Origin of the sequence: Acidovorax sp. SUPP2825, from assembly GCF_030158995.1 — a bacterium.
GTDB lineage: Bacteria > Pseudomonadota > Gammaproteobacteria > Burkholderiales > Burkholderiaceae_C > Paracidovorax.
In genome coordinates this window covers 19,359-41,491 of sequence record NZ_BQXK01000010.1, presented here as the reverse complement: position 1 = coordinate 41,491, position 22,133 = coordinate 19,359, and the positions used below count along the sequence as shown (strand labels likewise).

The following is a 22,133-nucleotide window of genomic DNA, read 5'->3' as shown; positions in this document are numbered from 1 at the left end:
CAGTAACCTAGCAGCGGCGTGCCGATAAAGAATGTAGGAAGCCAACGCCAGCCCGAAGAAAAATGATATTTTTATTAAATTCTGCGAAATTAAATCAAAAACTATTTGAATTCAATGAATATTAAGTATTTATACCTATTGATTGAAATTGCGCAGATGGATAGTGCAAATAATTTTGCATATTACATTTTGAGTCAAATATCCAATAAGGTATTGGAAACAAGGGAATATCATTTGCGGACCCCATTTCCGTTACAAATCCGGCATGGCCGGCATTCCTCATGACACGCCGAGTCACCATCCAGACGCCCCTGGGCGAGCAGTTGCAGTTTCGCCAGCTGCAGGGCAAAGAAGCGCTCTCCGAGCTGTTCTCCTTGGACGTGGACCTGCTGAGCGAGAGCAAATCCATCGACCCCAAGGCCCTGCTGGGCAAGAGCGCCACCATCGTGGTGGAAACCGAAGGGGGCGGCACGCGCTACCTGGATGGCATCGTCACCCGCTTCGGGCTGCAGGGGCAGGACCACCGCTTCTACACCTACAAAGCCCGCCTGAGCCCCTGGCTGTGGCTGGCCACGCGGCAAAGCGACTTCAAGATCTTCCAGAACAAGACCGTGCCCGACATCATCGAAGAGGTGCTCGGCAAATACGGTTACCCGCTGCAGCGCAAGCTCACCCAGAGCTACCGCACCTGGGACTACTGCGTGCAGTACAACGAGACCGACTGCGCCTTCGTCTCGCGCCTGATGGAGCACGAGGGCATCTACTACTTCCACGAGCACAGCGCCGGCCAGCACGTGCTCACCCTGGCCGACGACATCGTCGCCTCGCACAGCCCGCTCGCGGGCGCCGCCGTCATCCCGTTCTACCCGCCCGAGAAGGCCGCCGTCGCCGACAAGGAGAACATCCACGCCTGGCAGTTGGCGCAGGAGATCAAGCCCGGGCGGCACTACAACGACGACTACGACTTCAAGAAACCCAAGGCCGACCTGTCCAACATGCGCCAGACCCCACCGGGGCACGCGCACGACAGCCACGAGATCTACGAGTGGCCGGGCGGGTACACCGAGTTCGGTGATGGCGAGGCCTACGCGCGCTCGCGCCTGCAGTCCAGCCTGACCGGGCACAGCACCGTGCGGGGCGAGTCGCGCCACCGGGCGCTGGCGCCCGGCTACACCTTCACCCTGGAGAACCACCCGCGCGAGGACCAGAACCAGCAATACCTGCTGACCGGCCTGGAATACCACTTCAAGGAAAACCCCCAGGTCAGCGCCGTGGCGCCCGGCACCAAGGGCACGCCGCAGGAAGAGGGCTCGTTCCAGAAGTTCACCCTGCAGGCCCAGCCCACCAGCCTGCCGTACACGCCCGCGCGCACCACCCCGAAGCCCAAGACCACCGGCCCGCAGACCGCCGTGGTGGTGGGCCCGCCGGGCGAGGAGATCTGGACCGACCAGTACGGCCGCGTGAAGGTGCAGTTCCACTGGGACCGCATCGGGGCCATGGACGAGAACTCCAGCTGCTGGGTGCGGGTGTCGCACCCCTGGGCGGGCCTGAACTACGGCAGCATCCACATCCCGCGCATCGGGCAGGAAGTCATCGTGGACTTTCTGAACGGCGATCCGGACTACCCCATCATCACCGGGCGGGTGTACAACGGCATCCAGATGCCGCCGTGGAAGCTGCCGGACAACAAGACGCAGTCGGGCACGCTCACGAACTGGAGCAAGGGCGGGGGCGGGGCGAGCATGCTGCGCTTTGAGGACAAGAAGGGCATCGAGCACCTGGAGTTGTCCAACACCTACGGCAACACGTACCTGAACATGGGGTACCTGATGCACCAGGGCAGCGGCTCGCAGCGCGGGTACGGGTTCGAGCTGCGCACGGACCTGTGGGGGTCGATCCGGGCGGACAAGGGCCTGCTGATCACCACGTACCCGCAGGACTTCACCTCCAAGGTGGCGAGCAACAATCCTGATGGGTTCGATCAGCTGGGTGCGACCCTCGCCAACACCTCTTCACTCATGCAGGAGGCCGGGCAGGCGGTTTCGTCGGTGAACGCCACCATCGGTGCATTGGCCGATGCCAAGTCTTCGCAGATCGCCAGCATGGGGGCGGGCATCGCGGCCATGACGGGGGGCGCGGCGGGCGGCTTGACCTCGCTGGCCAAGATGGCAAGTTCCCGCTCGGGTGGCGATGGAGGAGGGGGCGCGGAAACGGCCATGCCCACCAACACCGACCCAGCCATGCCGGATGCGCGTGGCCTGATGGATTTGTCCAAGGACATCACCAAGCCGATCATGTCCATCGTGAGCCCGGAAGGGCAAAGCATGATCAGTCCCAAGCCCATCGTCGTCAGCTCGGGCCAGAGCACGTCGGTGCATGCACAGCAGCACGTGACCATCTCCAGTGGCGCGCAACTCACGCAGTTGGCCAAGGCCGGCATGCTCACGCATGTGACTTCGGGCGGGCAAAGCAACATGGTCTCGGGCGGTGACGTGGCCTCCGTGGCCCAAACCGGCAACATGAACCTGGTGGCGGAGCAGAACATATCGCTGTCCTCCACCAGCCTGAACGCCAACGTGCTGGCCAAGGAAAACGTGGTGGTGAACGCGCAGAGCGACACGGTGTTCGTGAACGCGGGCAAGAACATCACGCAGGTGGCGGGAGAGAGCGTGACCCTGGTTTGCGGCGCGGCCTCCATCACCTTGAAGGCCGATGGCACGATCGTGCTCAATGGCGTGAAAGGCGTCTTCAACTTCCAGGACGACCTCGACCAGTTCGGGAAAAAGATCAACCTCAATTGCTGAGGCCCTCCGCCTGCGGCCTCATTCCATAAGAAAAACCATGCTTTATCACTTCCAAGAAGGCCACATCACGGCACCGCCCCATGTGACGGACCGCACCATGCACCTGCTGGCGCCCGAGCCCGGCTCCGGCGGCATGACCATCGCGATCTCGAAGGACCCGCTGGAGGCGGACGAAACGCCTCCGGAGTTCTTGAAGCGCCAGTTGAACGATCTTTCCCGGCAAGTGAGCAAATTCACCCGCAGTGAGATCGAGCCCGCATTTTTGGGGGCCGGCCAGAAAATCGGCGGCTCGAAGTTTTCGGTGAGCTACAAGCAGCAGGGCAAAACGGTTTACCACGTGCAGTCGCTGTTCCTGCTGCCGGACACGCGCCAGGTGCTGAGCCTGACGTTCTCGCTGCCTGTCCCTTTCACCGATGAGCACCACAAGATGGTGAGCGATGTCTTGGGGAGTTTCGTCTTGCGTGAGTGACGACGGGGCGACGACCCGAACGCACGTGCCTGAAGGCACGGCTTGAAAAAAGATGGAGACAAAACATGGGTGGACTGGCGGCGGCGAGGCTGGGCGACGACATCGGGCACGTGTCGGTGTGGTCGAGGCTGGCGCGGGTGGGGTTGCGGCTGGCGTCGGGGATGGTGGAGACCTTGCTGGTGGCAGGTGCGGTGGCGCTGTTGGCCGGGGTATCGGTGGCCACCATGGGCTGCGGGGCGATCCTGGCGTGCGGCCTGCTGGCCGGCTTCATCGGAGGGGCGACCGGCTGGAGCAGCTACAAGGAAAAGAAGATCCAGGAGATGACCGAGGACATCGGTGAGCTGGAGATCACGGGCAAGCTGGGCACGCAGGGAGCGGGCACCGTTCTCATCGAAAAACGCCTGGCCATGCGGGCCGTCGCCGACTTCACCGCCTGCACCAAGCACTCCTCACCCAACCCCAACTTCATCGCCGAGGGCACCGACAGCGTCTTCATCGAAACCTTTCCTGCCGCGCGCAAGGGCGACAAGCTCATGTGCGCCGCGCAGATCGCCACCGGCGCGGACACCGTCTTTTTCGGCGGCAACAAGACCGCCTACCTCAACGTCGCCGACGACAAACTGTGGTGGGAGACCGCGCTGGAGATCGGTGTCGGCCTGGCCATGGGGCGCGGCAACTTCCTGGGGCGAGTGGGGTGCCTGGCCATGGGCGCCGTCGTCGGCATGGCCGGCGAGTGGCTCGGGCGCGGGTTCCGGTCCCTGATCGGCTACCCCGTGCACCCCGCGACGGGCGGCAAAGTCCTGGACGGCAGCCGTGACACCGACTTCGTGCTCCCCGGGCCGTTGCCCATCGAATGGCGGCGCTTTTACAGCAACCACGATCATCGTCAGAACACCGTGCACGGAGAGGGCTGGAGCGTGCCCTACGACATCGAACTGCATGTCGTGCGCCCAGCGCCCGGCAGCGGCCAGACCGGGCGCCTCGTTTACGTCAATCCACAGGGGCGGCACATCGAGCTGCCCTGGGTCGAGCCAGGCAACGCCCTCTTCAATACCGGCGAGGGCTTCATCGTCGGGTGCACTGCTGGAGGGCACTTCGAAGTCAGCGGCCTCGACCACATCCACGAGCAATTCGGCCCGGCGCCCGAAGAGCCCGGCACCCATGTCCTCAAGCTCCTGCGCCTGCGCGACCGTTTCGGGCACTGGATCGCGCTGCGCTACGACAGCGCGCGGCGCCTGGCGGGCCTCACCGACCACCTGGGGCGCGTGCTGCGGCTGGACTATGCGGGGCAGGCTCGCCAGGTGCAGTCCATCCACCTGGTACAGGCCGCCCCCGGCGAGCAGCTGGGCCTGCTCGCCAGCTACCGCTATGCGGCCGAGAGTCCCCATCAGGATCGCCAGGGCCCCGGTCATTCGCCCGAATACCCCGTGCCCGGCCAGCTCACCGAAGTGCTCGACCGCACGCGCAGCCTCATCCGGCGCTTTGCCTATGCCGAACGACTCATGGTCCTGCAGGTTGATGCCGGCGGCTTTGCGTGCCACTACGCCTGGGAGAGCGCCGCGCAGGCCAGCGGCCCCGAGCGCCAGGACGGCGCGCGCGGCCCCCAGGGCCAGTGCCTGCGCGACTGCCGCGTCGTGCGCCACTGGACCGAGGACGGCGAAACCTACGACATCGCCTACACCCTGACCGGCGAGGACGTCATTGCGAACGGGGGGGCGCAATCCGGCGGCGGCGAAACGACCGCCACCGACCAGCTGGGCCGCTGCCAGCATTGGCGCTGGGACCGCCACCACAACCTCACCCGATACCAGAACCCCCTGGGCCACACCTGGCAGCTGCGCTGGAGCGAGCGGCGCGAACTGCTCGCTTGCACCCGGCCTAGCGGCGCCACCACCACCTTCCAGTACGACGAGAACGCCCTGCAGATCGGTGTCATCGACCCGCTGGGCCACCTTACGCGCACGCTGTGGGACAGCCGCTGGTTCGTGCCCCTGCGCGTGACCGGGCCCGACGGCGCCACCTGGCGCTGGGAATACGACGACCGTGGCCTGCCCACCACCGAGACCACGCCGGACGGCCGCACCACCGAGACCGCCTGGGACGCCAGCGGCCTGCCCGTGCAGATCACCGACGCGCGAGGCGGGCGCAACAACCTCGTGTGGAACGAGCGCGCGCTGCTCACGCGCCACACCGACTGCTCCGGGCAAAGCACCCACTACGCCTATGACGGCCAGGGACGACTGCAAAGCGTCACCGACGCGCTCGGGCAGGTCACCCGCAGCACCTTCGATGCGCGCGGGCGCCTCGTGTCCGTGGCCCTGCCCGACGGCAGCAGCCAGACCTTCGCGCACGACAGCGCCGGGCGCCTCGTGCAACACACCGATGCACTCTCGCGCGCCACGCGCTATGGCTACAACACGCGGGGCCAGCGCCTGTGGCGCGTGGACGCCGAGGGGCGGCAAAGCGGCGTGCGCTACGACGTGGCGCACCGCATGGCCGAGTTCACGACAGAAAACGGCGCCAGCTATCGCTTCGGCTACGACGCTGGCGACCGGCTCATCGAAGAAGTGCGCCTGGACGGCACGCGCATCGCGCTCGAATACGACCCCGACGGCCAGGTCGCCGCCATCACCCATCACGCGGGCGGGGGCGATGACGTGTTCGGGGACATCGAAGCCCAGGCCGCCGAAGGCACCTTGGCACAAGGCGCCAAAGCGCAGAGCGCCATGCCTGTGCGGCGCACCGAGCTCGTGCGCGACGCGCTCGGGCGCCTCATAGAAAAGCGCTGCCAGGGCCAGATCTTGCGCTACCGGCACGATGCCGCGGGACGTGTGGTGGAGGCCGCGCGCCTGCGTGTGGTGGGAGCAGGAGAGGGCGAACATGGCCACCAGGATCCCGCCCGGGAAGCACTGCTGCACACCGTGCGCTTCGAATACGACGCCGTGGGCCATCTGGTGGCCGAGCACGCCACGGATGCGGTCACTGAGCACACTTACAGCCTGCGCCATGCGCACGACGCACTCGGGCACCGCACGCGCACCGAACTGCCTGCCGTCGCCCAGTCCGGCGGCCGGGTGCTGCAGCGCAGCCTGAACTACCTGCGCTACGGCTCGGGGCACTTGCACCGCATCGACCTCGGTCTGCGGGAATCGCTGGCGGCCGAAGAGGTTGAAGGGGCCGAAGCGGCAAGAGAAGAAGGCGATGACCTGACTGCCGTGCCGGCGAGCGAGGCGCACCGGCTGATCGCCGACTTCGAGCGCGATGCGCTGCACCGCGAAGTGCACCGCAGCCAGGGCAGCCTGGGAACGCGCTATCTGCTCGATCCGCTCGGACGGCGCGTTGGCAGCTGGACGCGCTCGGATGCGGGCCTGCAGGCGGCGGGCTGGGAGCGCGAGTGGCATCAGCAGCAGGTGGATTTGGCCGAGCGCGGCCCCAGCCATGCCACCGGCCTGCTCAAGCAATACCGCTACGACGCGGCGGGCGAGCTGCGCGACAGCGTGCACAGCCACAAGGGGCTCAGCAGCTTCCAGTACGACGGCACCGGGCGGGTGCTGCAGGCCTTGCGCCTGGGGCCGGGGGCCGGGCAGGGCGCGCCGAATGCATCGGGCGCCTCGGGCCCCGAGCGCACGCAGGAGCGTTTCGACTACGACCCCGCCGGCAACCTGATGGACTCGCAGGCAAGTCACGGGGTGGAAGCGGGACCGGCGGGCGCCGGTTCGCGCGGCTACCTTCGCGACAACCTCGTGCGCGTGTACGAAGACAAGCGCTACGCCTACGACGGCCTGGGCCGTCTGATTCAGAAAAAGAGCGGGCGGCACACGCTGCAGCACTTCGAATGGGATGCGGAGGACCAATTGGTGGCCGTGACCACGGTGCGCCGCCCGGGCACGGCCGAGGCAACGCGCCAGGTCACGCGCTACCGTTACGACGCGCTGGGGCGGCGGGTGGCGAGCGAGGACGCTTTCGGAGTGACGGAGTTCGTGTGGGAGGGGATGCGGCTGATCGAGGAGCGCCGCGGGACGCGGGTGACCAGCTATGTGTATGAGCCGGGCGGCTATGTGCCGCTGGCGCGCATCGATGCGCAAGGGGGCAGGGTGGCCGAAGCTGTGCAGGCGGCTGTGCCAGCCACGGTGCGGGCCTGGGAACAGGCCGCGCCACGCGAAGAGGCGCCGGACAGCGCGCAGATCTACTACTTCCATGCCGACCCCTCCGGCGTGCCGGAGGAACTGACCGACCCCGAGGGTCAGGTGCGCTGGCGTGCCAGCTACCGCACCTGGGGCGGGGCGCTCAAGGAGCAGTGGGAGGCGGTGCGCATCGACGGCAGCGCCATCCCCGAGGCGCAGGCGCACGGCCGGGGCGAGGCGATCGAGCAGAACCTGCGGCTGCAGGGGCAGTATCTGGACCGTGACACAGGGCTGCACTACAACACGTTCCGCTTCTACGACCCGGACATCGGGCGCTTCATCAGCGCCGACCCCATCGGACTGGCGGGCGGCAGCCATCTGCATCTCTATGCGGACAATCCATTGCGGTGGATCGACCCTTGGGGCCTGGAAAAGTACGTCATCATCGGCGAGGGTCAGGGCGCGGTGGAGGCCTATGCCAAGGCGATGAGAGACAACCCGCGGCTGTCGGGACACGAGTTCAGAACGATCAAGAAGGACTGGCCTGGAGTCATCCGTTCCAGTGGCGCCTCCACGGAAGCCATGAGTTCCTACGAATGGGAGCGCAAGGCCGTGCAAGGCAATATTGACTGGATCAATGATCGCCATGCAGAAGGTTATAAATTCATCGATATCGGGGCCGATGGAGCAGAAAATCGAAGCTCTTTTTACCTTGCGGAGAAACAGGCCTTGACGGACCTTGGCGTTAAACCAGCGAGAGGGAATGCGGCGGCCATTGCTGCCGCGCGAGCAACGGCGCCTGTGAGCGGCCGGCCAAAATCCAAATTGGGATGCTGAATGGATTCTTCTTTTTCCAACGAGTACATCGCCACGTGGATCCATGTGCCCATACCGCGGCGTGGCGAAGAACGAGCGCGAAATTTCTACGAGAAAGACCTCGGGTTCAAAAGAAGCTACAGCGAGTTTTGGGTGGCAGAAGACGGCTTGGTGCGTTTGCAACTCAAGTTCGTGGAGCACGTTGAACAAATCAACGCGCTCCAGCCGTCATCGCTGTGCAGCATCTTCCTGAAGGGCGACTTTCTCTCGCTGTGCGAGCGCTGGGTGCACCAAGGCGTGTCCATCGAATTGCTGCAACTCGATCCTGGAGGCTTCACCGCAGTCGTTTTGGACCCCTTCCTCAATCGCCTTGAGTTTCGTGGTGATGAAGAGTCCAGCGATTTCTCGATCGACACGGGCCAGTGGTCTTTTTTTCGCCGCGCTTAGCCGATCTTCAGCCCATTCCTTCGGGTTTGATCTGAGCGCGCGCAATGACGGGTTTCCAGCGCGCCTGCTCTGATTTGATGAAGGCGTCGAATTCCACACTGGTGTTTCCAACCGCCAAAGCCGTTTCCTGAGACAGCTTTTCCTTGACCAGAGAGCTTCGCGCTGCCTTGACGGCCTCGGTTTCCAGTTTGGCCAGATTGGCTTTGGGCCATTTGCTGGGGGCCATCAACCCGTACCACTGGGTCATTTCGAAACCTTTGAACCCCTGTTCAGCCACCGTGGGCACATCCGGCAATTGGGGAAGCCGTTGTGCAGTCCCCGTGGCAATGCAGCGCAATTTCCCGGCCTTGATGAAAGGCAGCAGGGCCGGTGCGCCCACGGCTGCGGCCTGCAGACGTCCGGCCATCAGGTCAGTGAGCATGGGGCCCGTTCCCCGATAAGGCACGTGCAACATGAACGTGTCGGTCACCATCTTGAGATATTCGAATGCCAGATGGCCAGCGCTGCCATTTCCCGCCGAACCGTAATTGAGCTGGCCCGGACGGGCTTTTGCATAGGCAATGAATTCCGAAAGACTCTTGATCGGCAAATCCGGATGCACCACGTACAAGCTCGGCACTTTGGATACCAGCGTGATGGGAGCAAAGTCGCGGTTGGCGTCGTATGCCAGCTTCGGAAAGATGTAGGGGTTAACGGCCAGCGTACCGATGTGGCCCAGGATCAACGTGTGCTCATCGGTGCTGTTTGCGACTTCCTGCATGGCGATGTTTCCTGCAGCGCCCGGCTTGTTGTCCACGAACACGTTCTGACCGATGGTCTTGGACATTTCTGCAGCGACCGCGCGGGCTACGATTTCGGAGCTGCCGCCTGGCGCAAATGGGACCACCAGTCGCAGTGGTTTCGTGGGCCAGGTGGATTGGGCACTCCCGATGCGCCATGGCAGAAGCGAAACGGCTGCGGCAGAGCCCGAGAGGACGAGGCGACGGCGGCTGAGTACCGCCGGATGTGAAATGCGCATGGCTTGTCTCCATATCGTTGTGGTCAAGCAAACTGCGGGTAGTGCAGATGCAGGGGCTTGCTCAGCTTAATGCAAGGCGGGCGTAGCATGGTGAGACTCAAAGCAGATCACGCAAGTATCGTGTTTTAGTGATTTTACATAATATACATCGTATCTAGTCAGGAGATATAAAAAAATGAGATCAATATCCCGACAGATAAATGCACTTAGACGATTTTTCGGCGTTCACCCGCTGAATCGCACGGTGTGGACTGTAGGTGCATCCAGCTAGCTGTGTCAATCGTCGAACCGCCGGCTTTGTGTCAAGACGATTCTTTTCTGAATTCAAACTTACTCGATGTGGGGTGGTTGATCATTCCAGCTTCAAGACCGGGTTGGCCGGCGGTACGGGCAAAACCCAGCGGTCGGGCTCGGCCAGCACGACGGCAGCGAGCCGCCCGACGCTGGCGCCGCCTCGGCCCATGACCTGGTAGCGCAGGATGTTCACGCGGCCCTTGCCCTGGCCCGAGGTCATGCGGTGCCAGCCGGCCTTGATGACCTCGCGCTGCACCTGCAGGCCCGTTGCGTCGGCTTGATCGGCGGGCCCGGTCTCTCGGGCGTAGAGCTTGAAGATCAGCGGCGACACCAGCGCCATGCCTTCTTCCACGAAATGCACGGCGGCGCCGGTCTCGTTGTGCTTGATCTCGCGGCTGGCCAGGCCGTTTTGCAGCCAGCGCATGAAGGCGATGGCGACCTCGCTGGGCTCGACCTTGCGGGCGGCTGCTTCGTGGGGCAGCTCGGGCAGGTGCGGCGCCAGGACCACGGGCGTGGGCGGCGTGCGCGCAGACGTTTCTGGGGTCACGCCAAAGAGCGGACGCACGAAGCCGGGCTCGGGTCGCGCCGGCGGCGTTACCGTGGATGGAGCCGTGGTGGGTGCTGGCGTTGGCGACGACGCCGGCGCGGGCGCCCTCGTTGTTGATGCAGCCTTGGGTTTGGGCACGGACTGTTCCGGTGTCGGCGCTGCAGGTGCTTTCTTGCCGTTCGGCGTTGGCGCATTCTTGGGCGCCACCAGGGGTGGCCTGGATGGCGCTGCCGGCATGCTGGGCCGCACCGGCGCGGGCGCGGCGGTGCGCACGTCGTCGTCCTCGTCCAGCCATCCGTCATCGACGTCGAAGCCATCGTCCTTGCCCCCGATGCGGATCACATCGTCCAAGGGCGGGAACGTGGGCTCAATGCGTTGGGGTGCCTTCGCCTGGGCAGGCGGTTTGGCGGGTACGGAAGCGGCGGGTGCCGGCACTGATGCCTGGGCCGGGGCGGCGAATGCTGGCGCAGTTGATGGCGCAGCATTTGCAGAATTTGCCGCAATCTCCTGCGCGTTGCCGCTCGACCCTGCCGCAGGCTTGGGCTTGGGCCGATTGAACGCTGGGGCCTTAAGCTGGTTCTCGTTGGGCTTTTGAGAAGTTGCCGCAGCCTTGGACTTGTTGCGGTTTGCTCCAGCCTCCTGGGCGTGGGATGCTGCAGGTTGGGGCGCTGGCGCGAGAGCTGCCGCATCCTTGTCGGGTTGCCTCGATGCACGCGCTGCATCAGCGCTTTCGGCGCCCTGCTGCACCGACACCTGCCCTGCCCCATCCTCCTGGTCGCCCTCTCCTGCTGCTTCATCCTTGCGTTTGTCCCGCACCACGATGCGGCCGGCCATCGGCTGGGGGTACTGGCTCGGATCGTCATAGAGCTTGGCCAATGGAAACCTCAGCATGGTCAGCGAGTGGCTGTAGCCTGCTGCAACCGTGTCCTGATGCGTTGCGGCAGCTTCCTGCGGGCCTGTTGCACTGTCGGCACTGCCTGCTGCATCCTGGGCCTGACCCTGCACCGTCACGTACCAGATCGCCTGGCCGCTGTGCGGATTCACCTCGATGCAGCCGTACTCCTGCCAGGTGTCGAACAGCCGGTCGTTCTTGGCCTCGCCCGGTACGGCTTCCTCGGGGGCATGGTCCTTGATCCAGGTGCGCACGCCATCGGCCAGGCGCTTGGCCACGAACCACATCGAGCCGTCATGCACCCAGCCCGCCGCGCCCGAGCGGTTCAGCGGCAGCGCGGTGCCCGCGCGCAGCATGGCCTTCACCGCATTCATCAGCAGGTCGATGAGCGGGATCGCATTGCTGGTGGTGAACCGCGCCCGGCTGCCGTGCAGCAAAGCGCGCTGGGTCGATGCCTGATCGGCGCGGCCGACGATGCTCGCCACCAGCCCATCCTTGGTGCCCGAAAGGAAGCGGGTTAGCGCCTCCAGCGTGTGCGGCCGGCGTGCGAGAAACGTCACCGCCGTGGCCGGTGCGATCTGACCCAGCAGCGTGACCGCCAGGCGCGAATGCGCGCCATAGTCCCTTGCGGATTTGGGGGCGAACTCCACGAGGTACTCTGCCGCCCTGCCCGGCTCGATCCGCGTCATCGGTCCCCCGATCGGATTCCACCGGGTGCGCTCCGCCGCCCCAGGCGTGCGCCATGTGACGCGCAGATCCGTCAGTGGCTTTGCGATGTCGTGCAGAAGCGCGGCGAAGAACACCACGTAGGTCCACTCGTCGCGCTCGGCATCGATCTGCTCGATGGGGGCGCCCTCTGGAAGGAAGTGCCCATTGCGCCAAGTCATGGCCGCCAGGAGCATTTCCAGGGTGTGGGCCAGCAGCCCGCCCACGTGCGCGTGGTGATGGGCCTCGGACGCCGGCATTAGCTGCACCATCTCTGCGTAGCGGTGGATCGCGGGCAGCAGATCGCGCAGCCATACGCTTTGCGCCAGGCGCGACTGGCGCCACATGTCCTGCATTGCCTTGTCCGCGTTCACGCACACCAGCAACTCGTCGGCGGGCAACAGACGCAGCCACCCCTGCTCCGAGCCCTCCACGGCGATGCTCCGCGGCGTGGTGGGTGGGTTGGGTGTGGTCGGTGTGGGGGCCGTGGCGGGAAGGGTTGCACGAGCGGGCACGCCCTGACGCCCAAGCATCCGGCCTGCATCCACCCACCGGCTGCGAAGCCATTCGAGCGATCGCTTCATGCGGGTGCCAGCAGGTAGCGGGACAGTTGCTCCAGCCATGGCTTGGATGCCGGCCGGCTGTCATCGACGCAAAGCCAGTCCTCGTCTCCATGCGGCATCTCGATGAAGTCCAGCCAGCATTGCTCCAGCGGACTCCACAAGCAAGCGGATGCCTCGGGCCGATGCTCGTTGCCCCACCAGGCGCGCACGCGCACCAGGTCCAGGGTCAGCAGATCCTGCACGATGGCAAGCCGGCGGGCGTGGGCCACCCGAACATCCAAACTTGCGGCAGCTTCACCGGGGATGCGGCAGACATGCCGGAGCAACACGTCGCGAACGCAGATGTTGGGTGCTTGCCAGTCCTCCAGGTGGCGCTCCAGCCCGTCGTAGCGGCCCAGCCATTGCAGCAGCCTTGATGTCCAGTTGGCCAGGCCCAGCGAGGACAGATGCTGCACGATCGCGTAGACCGCGTGGGCGTGATCCAGCGCATCGCGGCCGGAGTGCGGCCATCCCGCGTTGGGGGCGGGGTTGCTGTGCTGCGCCCTCAGTCGCGGTTGCCGCGCAGGGCTGGGCGGCGAGAATTCGGGGTCCAGTGCTTCTTCCATGATGGCGCAGCACTGTATTGACGACGGGCCAGGCAGGCCAGCGAGAACCCTGCGCGACATGGCGGAGGGTTTACGCTTGCCCGCTTCGCCGCGATCTGATAGGCAAAACGAAAAAAGGGAATCCTCGATGAAGCAGCAGCCAGACATGAAACAGCAATTCGCCCAGAGACTGCGAGAGGCGATGGAAAACGCTGGCTACGACGCCAAGTCCGCCGTGCTCCAGCGCGAGTTCAACAGCCGACGCCCGGGCGCAAAGCCCATCACGCTGCACGGTGTGCGCCGGTGGCTGATGGGCGAGACCCTTCCGAGCTACCCCAAGCTGCAGGCGCTTTCCGATTGGTTGGGAGTGCCGGTGCACGAACTCATGCATGGGGCCAAAAGCCCTTCGATCCCAACATCCAAACCGCCACGACCCATGGCAACTGACGATCGCATCGCGGTCGAGGCATTTCTCAATCTGCCAGCTGCGCCGCGACGCATTGCACGGGATGTGATACTCGCCATCGCCCGTGCAAATGAGGCAGGACGGTCCTCCTGATCTGCGCGGGACATATCAACACAAAGGGAGTTTTTATGAAGTTGAATCGTCTCGATCTGGTGGGTTTCCTGGGCGGCGCAATGCGGGCTGGAGCCGACATCGGCCCCGCAGATCCGCAGTCGGAGGGCACATACCGGCGTGGGTATCACCAAGCCATCGCTGAGGTGGCCGCTCAACTGCGCGCTGGCCAGCCTGTCACAGCCGACTCTTTGGATGCGTGGGTTGAAAACACGGGCATGCAATGGCGTCACCACGCTCCGCTCGATCGCAAGATTCTGGCCCCTGCATTGATCGAGGCCTGAATGTCGGTGCCGCCGATAGGTGGCATCGATATACTGATGATTCATACAGTTATTTGAGAGCGCCATGAACGCCATCGAAACCCGATACACGGTTGCCCTGCGCGACTGCCCCACCCTGCCTGCGAGCGAGCGCATTGCGGCTGAGGCCGCCTACGCCCGCTCATTGGAACGCCTGCTTGGCGGACCGGAGGGCGTCGTGGGCACCCTCGCATCCGTGCAACGCATTCAGGAGCAGGAGGACAATCATGCCTCGCCCGAAGCCCAGGCGCGGGCCATGGCGACGATCAACCGCTGGGCGAAGGCGGCTGCGGCAGCGCGCCAGGCCGGTTTCGCCGAGTTGCAAGGCGAGGCCGAGGAAGGTTACTTCGACGTTCGGCTGGACTGATTGCCATGGACCAGATCGCCATCGCCATTCTGGGCGCGGCCGCCGCCTGGCTCTCGCAGTCGCGTGATCCAGCGCAGGCACGATGGGCTTGCATCTTCGGGATGCTGGACCAGCCCTTCTGGTTCTATGCCGCCTGGAAAGCCAGCCAGTGGGGCATCTTCGTGGTGTGCGTGCTGTATGCGATCGCCTGGATGCGGGGACTGTGGGTGCATTGGCTCTCGCCTCGGCGAGCAACAGGCGTGGGGACGATCCAGATTGCTCCAGGGCGGGAGCGCTGATTGCAGAGAAATGGCTCTCCACCACGCCGAACCAATATCATCCCCAACCGATGATCGCCAACAAAAATGAAGTCCTCGCGGTAGCGCTTGATCAAACCAACAACTGGCTGGCATCGGAGGCCTTGGGGCCGACAGCATTCCAGATCCAACTGGTCACCCAAGCGAGCGTCAGGAATCTTGCCAGTCAGTTCGAGGCCGTTGCTGGTGACCGTCATGTGAATTGGGATTGGGAAAGCATATTTTTCAAGAAGGTGCGGCACAAGAATGCGTGGATGTACGCGGTCATTCATGGCACCTCACCAAATGGGTTTTGCTACGGCAAGATCGAGGTGAAGGAAAAGTACGTGTCTTTGGAGTACCTGGAACGCGCTGTCCCTATCGCTGATTTGCAAGGCAGGATGCTTCAGATCGCGTTTCAGTTTGCGCGGACTGTCGCCTTGCTTCTGGACATCACGGAAGTTCGCTTGAATGAACCTTTTCCAGCTCTCGTCACCTACTACGAAGAGGCTTTGGGCGCGATTCGACATCCCGCCTCCGGCGAAGTACAGTACATGACAGTAGAGGTGCAACCATGAAGCGAGTGCAAATATCACCTGGCGAGTTCGTCAACGTCTCCGATGCGATGGCGCAGAAAGCTGCGCGCATCTTTGCCTCGGGCGCCTCGGTGCAAGCACGGATGCAAGCTACGAAATTCCCTGAAGCGGCCCGCTCAGCTACAGCCTTGCTAGGTCGTGGGCGTGTGATGTTGCGAGAAGATGAGTCAATCGATCAGACCTCCACCAACGGTCGGTACTATGGCGTTCACACGGCCAAACTTCCCGGCCAACACTGATTTCAGGTTACTCCACCCCTTTAGCCCGCCTCGTGCGGGCTTTTTTCTTTCTGCTGCGACAGTGCCACTGGCCAAAGCTGAGGCAGGTCCCGACGCTTGGCGCCGAGGCAATTCGACGGCGGCCCGATCAGCCGGCGAAAGGCTGGTCCGCCGCTACGGCGTATGGCTGAAATTTGCACATGTTGTATGTAGTATTTTTATACAACATACAAGTAATACATGGCAGCCTCCAACTCGGCAGGCCGCGCAAGCCCTTTCACTCGCCGCCCACAAACTGCGTAACCGCCTTGCTGCCCGGGCTGTCGCAGGGTCTATCGGGATCATGGGCCGGCGCCCCGCCGCCGGCCCATGACTCCTCGCCCGTAAAAGCCCTTTCCCCCGTCCCCGTAGGCCCTGTCGTGCGTCCGACGATTTAGGAGGACGCACGCCCTTTGGATAGGCCCCTTCACCCCGTAGGAAGCCCTTTGCCCGTAGGCCCCCGCCCTCGGGGGGCGCCTTTCTCCTGCATGCGCCTTTCACCCACGGTATTTCACGGAATTCCGCAGCTTTTCTTGCCTACCATCTGGTGGAACGCCCGTCAAGCGTAAACCGTCCGCCACGTAGCGGAGGGTTTCGGCTTGAGGCCACTCCCCACAAAAAAGACACTGCCGGCCATTGGCGACGTTTGCCCGGATAGGTGACGTCTTTGGCCCGCAGTCTCTTTTGGCTTGCGGGCGTTTTCTCTACAGGTGGTGGATTCATGGGGCAGGCGCACGCAAGGGCGGCAGGTGCAGCGGCAAATGCAGTGGCATTGGCAACTGCGGTAGGGGTGCTTGGCTGGCTGGCGATGCCGGCCAACGCCCAAGTCGTTGGGGATGGTTCGGTGCGCATCGGCCGCTACAGCACGCAGCAGGCGGCGCCGGTGGCAAGCGCCAGCGACCCGCTCACCGTGTTCGCCACCATCACGTTCCCGCGACAGCAGGTACGCACGGTGGGCGATGCCGTGCGGCACACGCTCCTGCGCACGGGCTGGCAACTGGTGGACGTCGCCGCGCTCTCGCCCGAGGCGGCGCGCTTCCTGGCACTGCCGCTGCCCGAGTCGCAGCGGGTACTGGGACCCTACCGGGTGCAGGACATCCTGGATCTCCTCTTGGGCACCACCTGGCAGTGGCACCACGATCCGGTGCAGCGGCGCCTGTGGTTCACCGTGACGCCGGCCTATGCCCAACTGACGCAGGCCAGCCCTGCCGAGGCTTCGGCCGGTGCGGCCAGTCAAGCCGTGGCCGACCGGGATGCTCGGTCTGCACCGGGCGTGCCGCTGGACACAGCACCTGCCAATGCCAAGGAGGCCCGCGATGCAGCAGCACGTTGAACCGCACATGGCCCGCGATACGGCGCAAGATCCTGGCCAGCACGCCCATCGGGATCACGAGATCGACCTCCTGCTGGACCACCAGGACGACGTGCATCGTCAGGACGGCCAGCCGATCGATGGCCAGGATGCCGCCAGGGCATGGCACCCCGACACCGCTGCGATGCCGTTGGCGGAAGACCCGCAAGCGCCAGCGGATGCCGATGCTCGCCGGCGCCGGCCGTTCGGCAAGGCCACGACCCCGATCCTGGTCCTGCTGCTGGCCCTGATCGCCTGGATGGCCTACGGCCGCTGGATGCGCTCGGATGTCCCGCTGGCGCCCGAACCGGCCCAACCGGCCGCACTGGCCCAGCCGGCCGAACCTGCGGCCACCACCGATGCCGCCCAGGCCGATCCGGCCTCGACTGCGGCCAGCCTCGCCGCGGCGGCGCCGCCGCCGGCATCGGCCCCGATGGCGACCGCGAGCGCGGCGCCGCCGCAGGCCTTGCCGGAGCCGACGCATCCGGAACTGCCCGCGATCGACGCCGCACCTACTTTGGCCAGCATGCCGAGACCCGGCACCGTTGAAGCCGGCGCGGCGGCACTCACCGACGCCCAGGACCAGCGCCTGGATCGCCTGGAGTCCCAGCTCGCCCGCATCGAAACGCTGCTGACGCAGCGCACTGCGAACCAGGCACCGCCTACCGCCGCTGCCGCCGTTGCGGCCACACGCCAACTGGTCCGGCCCCGCGCTCCAGCCGCCAAGCCTGCCGCCGCTGCTCCTCCAGAGGATCCGAAGCTCGCCGGCCAGCTGCTGTCGGTGGACATTTGGGACGGGCGTCCTTCCATCGTCGTGGGCACCGGAGAGACCGCGGACCAGCGCGTGCGGGTGCTGCAACAGGGCGACTCCTACAACGGCATCACCCTCAAATCCATTGACGTGGCCGCGCGCCGCGCCACGTTCGACGTGGGCCAGGGCCGTCTGGTCCAGCTGTCCGTGGAGGGTCAGTGACATGCTGGTGATCCATTCGCGTGCTGCCATCGTTCATTGGTTCCTCGCCTTCCTGATCACGCTGGGTGCTGCGGCGCCCGCCGTCGCCCAGCCAAAGACCCAGCAGCAGCGCACGCAGGAGGTGACGAGCCAGCGAGGCGGCGCCGACCGTGGGGGCACAGTGCTGGACGAGAACGACCAGCTCATCGCCTCCATCTGGGGCCTCTCAAGCGAGGAGATGCTGCGCGCCAAGGTGCTGCTGCAGGGGCCGCGCAAGTCCTTCTCCGTGGAGAACCTCTCGCCCGTCGAGGCATTGGGCATCCATGCCCGCAGCGATGCGGAGCGCCGCAAATACGCAGAGATGTTCGCGCGCACCTTCCACGCGGACGTGGAGCGCTCGCTCGCCTGGAATGCCGCCTTCACGGAGGCCATGGCCCGGATGTATCCCAATGAGCCTGTCATGGACTTCAGCGGCCAGGCCAAGGTGGCCGCGCCCATCGGCACGGCTGACGTGCTCAATGTGCCGCGCTCCTTGGTGGTCGATACCGCGCCAGGCGCCAGCGCACCGAAAGCGGCAAAGGTCCGCTGATGCAGACGATGCTGCCACGTCGATCCATGGTGCTGGGGTTGCTGGCAGGCATGCCCGCTTGTGTCATGGGTGCAGAGCCCAACGGCCCATGGTTGCCCTACCGGCTCGAGGATGTGAAGCGGATCGAGCCGACAGGCGCGCAGATCTCGCGCAGGCCGACCGCTGCGATGCGCCGCATCGAACCCGTAGTACAGGACATGCTCTCCGCATCCATGGTGCAGACCCATCCACCGAAGGCCTACGCGGTCACCGCAGTGCGCATGGGCGTCCCGCCCTGGCTGCTCTTCGGCGTCGCCCTGCAGGAGTCCAAACTCAAGTTCGGCGAGCGCACCCTGCCCTACCCCTGGACGCTGTGTGTGCGTGGACAGGGACTGCGTTACGCCGACTACCCCGAGACGCTGGCCGCACTCAAGGGCTTCATCGCCCGGCGCGTGACCAACATCGACATCGGCGCGATGCAGGTCAACTGGCACTGGCATGGCGACAAGCTCCAGCAGCCCGAGCGCGCCCTCGATCCCTACCCCAACCTCGCCGTGGGAGCGCAGATCCTGCGGGGCCACTTCGAGGCGGGCGGCAACTGGCGCCGCGCCATCGCGCTCTATCACACGGGCTCGGACAACACCCACGAGACCCTCTCGCGTGGCGCGCGCTATGCCGACCAGGTGCTCCAGCGACTGGGGCGCATGGGCGTGCCCGTGGCCGCAATGCTGCACAGCGTGCCGCGTCCATCTTCGGAGGCCTCGCGTGCACAGGCTTGATCCAATTCTTTTGGCTTCTGCACTGATGTGGACTGCTACAGCGAGCGCTGGCCAGCCTGCACTGCAACAGATCCATGGCAGCGATGCCACCGTGCCGGTGGCTCCCTACCTGGCCGCGATCGTGGGCGGCCAAGACCAACAAGGCGTGATGCAGGGCGTGGCATTCCCGCTTCGCACCCAGCTGCGCCAGGGCGTGCTGACCACCGAGGGAGTGGCCGTGTTCAACGCCCGCTGGATGACCCAACCCATCGTGGTGATGGGCACCGACTGGGCATCACTGCAGTGGCTGCAACTGCACCAGGACCGTCTGCGTGGCCTTGGTGCCGCGGTAATCGTCGTCGCCGCAGACAGCGAGGACCAGTTCAAGGCGCTGCAGCGCGCCGCAGCCGGCGTGCCGGTTGCGCCCGCGCAGAGTCGATGGCTGGAGTCCCGCATGCGGGCGGCCGGCGTTGCCATCTACCCCGTCCTCATCGACCTCGATGGCCGGGCGCGCCAGGTCATCTTCGACGGTGCCGAGGACGATCTCGGGAAAATCGGGAAAGGCACGCCATGAAGAACCACGCGGTCCTGGAGGCGCTGCTGCGCCCGCCCATCGAGTTGTGGAGCGTGGCCATGGCCTGGGGCGTGGCCCTGGTGGCGGTCGTCGCGCCGTGGGCGCTCATGATGCCGCCCCTGCTGGGCTGGGTGGCGGCAGTGATCGCCTTCGCGTTCGGCTACCAGCGCCTGCGCCAGGCGCTGCAGATCCTGCGCTACCAGCACTACATGAAGTATTACAAGGTCACGCGCATCTCGCCGTCCAAGATCCCGGTGGGCAAGGATGAGTATTACCTGGGAGAAGGCTTCGAGTGGACGCAACTGCACACCCAGCGCAAGCGGGATGCCACGCGCACGGAAGCCGAGCCGTTCGTGAAGCCCAGCGCCACAGAGGTCGCCATGCGCCGCTGGGGCACGAAGCTCAACGAGGACATGCAGGCGAAGCTGCGCAGGAATCCCTCCGAGCCCACCTTGCTCGTGCGCGCCCTCGCGGGCGCCCTGGCCAGCGAAGCCTGGTTCAATCCCCTACGCTCCTATCCTGACCTGGGCGGCTCGCCCATCCTGCACGGCGTGGGTGCGCTGCAGGAAGGCCCCGTCAAGATGCGCCAGTCTTCGCGCTCCGGCCACATGATCGTCATGGGCACCACGCGTGTGGGCAAGACGCGCATGCTGGAGATGTTCGCCACCCAGGACATCCACGCCGGCCACGTGACCATCGTGATCGATCCCAAGGGTGACGCGGAATTGATGCTGCGTCTGTACGCGGAAGCCGCCCGCGCAGGTCGGCTGGACCAGTTCTACCTGTTCCATTTGGGCTACCCCGAGATTTCCGCGCGATACAACGGCATCGGCAATTTCGCGCGCATCACCGAGGTGGCCACGCGCGCGACCAATGCCCTGCCGTCCTCTGGCAACTCGGCCGCGTTCAAGGAGTTCTCCTGGCGCTTCACCAACATCGTGGCGCAGGCCCAGGTGGCGCTCGGGCGCGTGCCGACCTACGAGACGCTGCTCAAAGACGTGACCGGCATCGACGGGCTGTTCATGGACTACGCCCGGATGATCTTCACGCGCCTGGCACAACAAGGTCAACACACCGACTGGGAGAAGCGGGTCGCCGCCCTCGAAGCGGTCGTGGGCACCAAGGGTGGGCCGGCCGTGCCGCGCAGCCTGGCCGACCGCACGCCCGATTTGGTGGCGATGTTCCTCTGGATCAGAGACTCCAAGGTCGAGGACACGGTATTGCGAGGCTTGGCCGCCGCGTTCAGCTACGAGCGATCGTTCTACGAGAAGATCATCGCCAGCCTCGGGCCCTTCCTCGAAAAGCTCACCACCGGCGCCGTGGGCAAGCTGATCTCCCCGGACTACTTCGATGCCAGCGACAAACGGCCGGTCTTCGACTGGATGACCGTGATGCGCCAGGGCGGCATCGTCTATGTGGGCCTGGATGCCCTGTCCGACTCGGTGGTGTCCTCGGCCGTGGGCAATTCCATGCTGGCCGACCTCGTGAGCGTGGGCGGCAAGCTCTACAAGACCGGGCTCGATCCGCACCACCCGGATGGCAAGCTGCAACTGCCCACCGTGTGCTGCCACTTCGATGAGGTCAATGAGATCGCAGGCCCCGAATTCGTACCCATGGTCAACAAGCTGGGCGGGTCGGGCTTTCGGATCACGGCCTACACGCAGTCGATGTTTGACATCGAGGCGCGCGTGGGCGACAAGGCCAAGGCCGGGCAGATCCTGGACAACTTCAATCACCTGGTGATGCTGCGGGTGCGTTCGGTCACCACGGCCAACCTGCTGGCCGAGCAGGTGCCGCAAGTGGAGGTCGTGCACCTCACGCCCATGTCCGGCGTCACAGACACGGCGGCGCAGGGCACGGGCGTGGACTTCACGTCCCGCAACGACGACATCGTGACCACCACCAAGGTGGCGATGATCGAGGCGGCCGACCTTCTCAGCCTGCCGCAGGGCCAGGCGTTCGCGCTGCTGGAGGGCAACCGGCGCTTCAAGATTCGCATCCCGCTGGCGGACTCCACCAACGATCCGTTCGTTCCCGAGTCGCTCAAGAAGGTGGCCAGCGACATGCGCAACCGCTACCGCACCAGCGAGCAATGGGCCAAGGAGACGGACTGGATGGGCGACTGGATGGCCGCGCAGCCGTTGGGCGCCGCGGCCGCGGACCTGATCGCCACCGACCTGGCGCACGAGGACTCGGATGCAGGCGGAGACGGTTTGGGTGCAACGGGTGCAAACGAAGCCGCGATGACCGGCACGGCCCTGGGTCAGATCATGAGGCACGGATCATGAAGGAG

19 protein-coding genes are annotated in these 22,133 nt (G+C 65.0%); 16 read left to right on the top strand and 3 right to left on the bottom strand.

Annotated elements, in window-relative coordinates:
* The first annotated feature begins 281 nt into the window (after positions 1 to 281).
* The 4 genes from AVAK2825_RS13955 to AVAK2825_RS13940 all read left to right on the top strand — a co-directional run bounded on the left by AVAK2825_RS13955 (position 282) and on the right by AVAK2825_RS13940 (position 8,660).
* On the top strand, positions 282 to 2,804 hold the full coding sequence (locus tag AVAK2825_RS13955; RefSeq protein ID WP_284399714.1) for a type VI secretion system Vgr family protein: 2,523 nt from the start codon (positions 282 to 284) through the stop codon (positions 2,802 to 2,804).
* Between the two features lie 37 nt (positions 2,805 to 2,841).
* A complete protein-coding gene (locus AVAK2825_RS13950) occupies positions 2,842 to 3,273 on the top strand; it encodes a DcrB-related protein (protein WP_284399712.1) in 432 nt (143 codons plus the stop codon).
* Positions 3,274 to 3,338: 65 nt separating this feature from the next.
* Positions 3,339 to 8,234 (top strand): RHS repeat-associated core domain-containing protein, encoded by a 4,896-nt coding sequence (locus AVAK2825_RS13945; protein WP_284399709.1) that lies wholly within the window; start codon positions 3,339 to 3,341, stop codon positions 8,232 to 8,234.
* Positions 8,235 to 8,660 (top strand): hypothetical protein, encoded by a 426-nt coding sequence (locus tag AVAK2825_RS13940; protein ID WP_284399707.1) that lies wholly within the window; start codon positions 8,235 to 8,237, stop codon positions 8,658 to 8,660.
* Positions 8,661 to 8,667: 7 nt separating this feature from the next.
* On the opposite strand, the gene AVAK2825_RS13935 is transcribed toward AVAK2825_RS13940, so the two are convergent.
* From AVAK2825_RS13935 to AVAK2825_RS13925, 3 genes are all read right to left on the bottom strand, one after another.
* On the bottom strand, positions 8,668 to 9,678 hold the full coding sequence (locus AVAK2825_RS13935; RefSeq protein ID WP_284399705.1) for a Bug family tripartite tricarboxylate transporter substrate binding protein: 1,011 nt from the start codon (positions 9,676 to 9,678) through the stop codon (positions 8,668 to 8,670).
* A 352-nt stretch (positions 9,679 to 10,030) separates the two neighbouring features.
* Positions 10,031 to 12,631, bottom strand: coding sequence for a MobH family relaxase (gene mobH, locus AVAK2825_RS13930; protein ID WP_284399703.1), 2,601 nt, complete (start codon positions 12,629 to 12,631; stop codon positions 10,031 to 10,033).
* A 65-nt stretch (positions 12,632 to 12,696) separates the two neighbouring features.
* A complete protein-coding gene (locus tag AVAK2825_RS13925; RefSeq protein WP_284399700.1) occupies positions 12,697 to 13,284 on the bottom strand; it encodes a hypothetical protein in 588 nt (195 codons plus the stop codon).
* Positions 13,285 to 13,429: 145 nt separating this feature from the next.
* On the opposite strand from AVAK2825_RS13925, the gene AVAK2825_RS13920 reads away from it, so the two are divergent.
* The 12 genes from AVAK2825_RS13920 (at position 13,430) to traD (ending at position 22,128) form a co-directional block, all read left to right on the top strand.
* Entirely contained in the window at positions 13,430 to 13,822 is a 393-nt protein-coding gene (locus tag AVAK2825_RS13920; protein WP_284399698.1) for an XRE family transcriptional regulator, read from the top strand.
* A 35-nt stretch (positions 13,823 to 13,857) separates the two neighbouring features.
* Positions 13,858 to 14,124 carry a hypothetical protein gene (locus AVAK2825_RS13915; protein WP_284399696.1) on the top strand — a complete coding sequence of 89 codons (267 nt, stop codon included), beginning with the start codon at positions 13,858 to 13,860 and terminating at the stop codon, positions 14,122 to 14,124.
* A 64-nt stretch (positions 14,125 to 14,188) separates the two neighbouring features.
* Positions 14,189 to 14,509, top strand: a complete 321-nt coding sequence (locus AVAK2825_RS13910; protein WP_284399694.1) for a hypothetical protein — start codon at positions 14,189 to 14,191, stop codon at positions 14,507 to 14,509.
* On the top strand, positions 14,509 to 14,787 hold the full coding sequence (locus AVAK2825_RS13905) for a hypothetical protein (protein ID WP_284400093.1): 279 nt from the start codon (positions 14,509 to 14,511) through the stop codon (positions 14,785 to 14,787). Before AVAK2825_RS13910 ends, AVAK2825_RS13905 begins: the two co-directional genes overlap by 1 nt.
* 50 nt (positions 14,788 to 14,837) lie before the next feature.
* Positions 14,838 to 15,362 (top strand): hypothetical protein, encoded by a 525-nt coding sequence (locus AVAK2825_RS13900; protein WP_284399691.1) that lies wholly within the window; start codon positions 14,838 to 14,840, stop codon positions 15,360 to 15,362.
* Positions 15,359 to 15,619: a hypothetical protein gene (locus AVAK2825_RS13895; RefSeq protein ID WP_284399687.1), complete on the top strand. Its 261-nt coding sequence runs from the start codon at positions 15,359 to 15,361 to the stop codon at positions 15,617 to 15,619. The genes AVAK2825_RS13900 and AVAK2825_RS13895 overlap by 4 nt, the downstream gene beginning before the upstream one ends.
* A 790-nt stretch (positions 15,620 to 16,409) precedes the next feature.
* Positions 16,410 to 16,970 (top strand): PFGI-1 class ICE element type IV pilus protein PilL2, encoded by a 561-nt coding sequence (pilL2, locus tag AVAK2825_RS13890; protein ID WP_284399686.1) that lies wholly within the window; start codon positions 16,410 to 16,412, stop codon positions 16,968 to 16,970.
* Positions 16,954 to 17,961 (top strand): hypothetical protein, encoded by a 1,008-nt coding sequence (locus tag AVAK2825_RS13885; RefSeq protein WP_284399681.1) that lies wholly within the window; start codon positions 16,954 to 16,956, stop codon positions 17,959 to 17,961. Before pilL2 ends, AVAK2825_RS13885 begins: the two co-directional genes overlap by 17 nt.
* Position 17,962: 1 nt before the next feature.
* The gene (locus AVAK2825_RS13880) at positions 17,963 to 18,529 is read left to right on the top strand and encodes a hypothetical protein (protein WP_284399679.1); all 567 of its coding nucleotides are present in this window, start codon (positions 17,963 to 17,965) and stop codon (positions 18,527 to 18,529) included.
* Positions 18,529 to 19,287: a transglycosylase SLT domain-containing protein gene (locus tag AVAK2825_RS13875; RefSeq protein WP_284399676.1), complete on the top strand. Its 759-nt coding sequence runs from the start codon at positions 18,529 to 18,531 to the stop codon at positions 19,285 to 19,287. Before AVAK2825_RS13880 ends, AVAK2825_RS13875 begins: the two co-directional genes overlap by 1 nt.
* A gap of 25 nt (positions 19,288 to 19,312) precedes the next feature.
* Positions 19,313 to 19,840 (top strand): PFL_4695 family integrating conjugative element protein, encoded by a 528-nt coding sequence (locus AVAK2825_RS13870; RefSeq protein WP_284399668.1) that lies wholly within the window; start codon positions 19,313 to 19,315, stop codon positions 19,838 to 19,840.
* A complete protein-coding gene (gene traD / locus AVAK2825_RS13865) occupies positions 19,837 to 22,128 on the top strand; it encodes a type IV conjugative transfer system coupling protein TraD (protein ID WP_284399666.1) in 2,292 nt (763 codons plus the stop codon). Before AVAK2825_RS13870 ends, traD begins: the two co-directional genes overlap by 4 nt.
* Positions 22,129 to 22,133: the final 5 nt, after the last annotated feature.

Coding starts and splice junctions, on each gene's coding strand:
- AVAK2825_RS13955 (WP_284399714.1), top strand. CDS start 282: ATGACACGCCGAGTCACCATCCAGACGCCCCTGGGCGAGCAGTTGCAG.
- AVAK2825_RS13950 (WP_284399712.1), top strand. CDS start 2,842: ATGCTTTATCACTTCCAAGAAGGCCACATCACGGCACCGCCCCATGTG.
- AVAK2825_RS13945 (WP_284399709.1), top strand. CDS start 3,339: ATGGGTGGACTGGCGGCGGCGAGGCTGGGCGACGACATCGGGCACGTG.
- AVAK2825_RS13940 (WP_284399707.1), top strand. CDS start 8,235: ATGGATTCTTCTTTTTCCAACGAGTACATCGCCACGTGGATCCATGTG.
- AVAK2825_RS13935 (WP_284399705.1), bottom strand. CDS start 9,678: ATGCGCATTTCACATCCGGCGGTACTCAGCCGCCGTCGCCTCGTCCTC.
- AVAK2825_RS13925 (WP_284399700.1), bottom strand. CDS start 13,284: ATGGAAGAAGCACTGGACCCCGAATTCTCGCCGCCCAGCCCTGCGCGG.
- AVAK2825_RS13920 (WP_284399698.1), top strand. CDS start 13,430: ATGAAACAGCAATTCGCCCAGAGACTGCGAGAGGCGATGGAAAACGCT.
- AVAK2825_RS13915 (WP_284399696.1), top strand. CDS start 13,858: ATGAAGTTGAATCGTCTCGATCTGGTGGGTTTCCTGGGCGGCGCAATG.
- AVAK2825_RS13910 (WP_284399694.1), top strand. CDS start 14,189: ATGAACGCCATCGAAACCCGATACACGGTTGCCCTGCGCGACTGCCCC.
- AVAK2825_RS13900 (WP_284399691.1), top strand. CDS start 14,838: ATGATCGCCAACAAAAATGAAGTCCTCGCGGTAGCGCTTGATCAAACC.
- AVAK2825_RS13895 (WP_284399687.1), top strand. CDS start 15,359: ATGAAGCGAGTGCAAATATCACCTGGCGAGTTCGTCAACGTCTCCGAT.
- AVAK2825_RS13885 (WP_284399681.1), top strand. CDS start 16,954: ATGCAGCAGCACGTTGAACCGCACATGGCCCGCGATACGGCGCAAGAT.
- AVAK2825_RS13880 (WP_284399679.1), top strand. CDS start 17,963: ATGCTGGTGATCCATTCGCGTGCTGCCATCGTTCATTGGTTCCTCGCC.
- AVAK2825_RS13875 (WP_284399676.1), top strand. CDS start 18,529: ATGCAGACGATGCTGCCACGTCGATCCATGGTGCTGGGGTTGCTGGCA.
- AVAK2825_RS13870 (WP_284399668.1), top strand. CDS start 19,313: ATGTGGACTGCTACAGCGAGCGCTGGCCAGCCTGCACTGCAACAGATC.
- traD (WP_284399666.1), top strand. CDS start 19,837: ATGAAGAACCACGCGGTCCTGGAGGCGCTGCTGCGCCCGCCCATCGAG.